The sequence below is a fragment of the Vibrio sp. YT-19(2023) genome, assembly GCF_033337395.1.
In genome coordinates, this window is record NZ_JAWOQN010000444.1 from 1 (window position 1) to 728 (window position 728).

Genomic DNA, 728 nt, shown 5'->3' on the forward strand with positions numbered 1-728 from the left:
CTGGCTGGTCGTTTGGTGGCAAATGTTCCCACTTAGGGCCACCCACCGAACCAAATAGAACCGCGTCAGACTCTTCACACGCTGTTACCGTACTTTCTGGAAGTGGGCAACCATGATTATCGATAGCAATACCACCAACATCATGTTCTTCGCGCTCAAATGAGATGCCATGTTTTTGCTCGATAGCATCCAGAACTTTAAGCGCTTGAGCCATCACTTCTGGGCCGATGCCGTCACCAGGAAGTACGGCAATTTTGTATGATTTGTCTGTCATGTTATTCCTTTAATCTTCTAATTTTTGAGCTTAATTATTTGAAATCGTGTTATTTATCCCTGAGCGATAAAGCTCAGTATGACTATACCGTAGCAATCTTTTTCTGCTTCATCTCGGCAATGGTGTCTGCGCGATGGATGCTGTTGATAACATGCAATAGCGCTTGACCAGAAGCTTCTACGATATCGGTTGAAACGCCCGTACCGTGGTATTTTCTACCTTTGTAGTTGGCAATGATGTCTGCTTGACCTAGACCATCCTCACCTTCACCTTTTGCGGTTAGATCGAATTTATCTAGTACGATCTCGTAACCTGTCACGCGGTAGATACATTGGTATAGCGCATCAACAGGCCCATTACCGACCGCCGCTTCACACATTTCCGCATCACCACATTGCATCTTGATGCTGGTGGTTGCCATCACGCTGCCCGATTGCACGCTTAGGTAATTCAA

The 728-nt window shown here is 46.0% G+C and carries 2 protein-coding genes; both read right to left on the minus strand.

Going from position 1 to position 728, the window contains the following annotated elements:
• Positions 1-274 (minus strand): isocitrate/isopropylmalate family dehydrogenase (locus R7E78_RS26420; protein WP_318058648.1); only part of this gene is annotated, 274 nt, incomplete at its 3' end.
• Positions 275-356: 82 nt separating this feature from the next.
• On the minus strand, positions 357-728 hold a 372-nt coding region (locus tag R7E78_RS26425; protein WP_318058649.1), incomplete at its 5' end, for an alpha-isopropylmalate synthase regulatory domain-containing protein.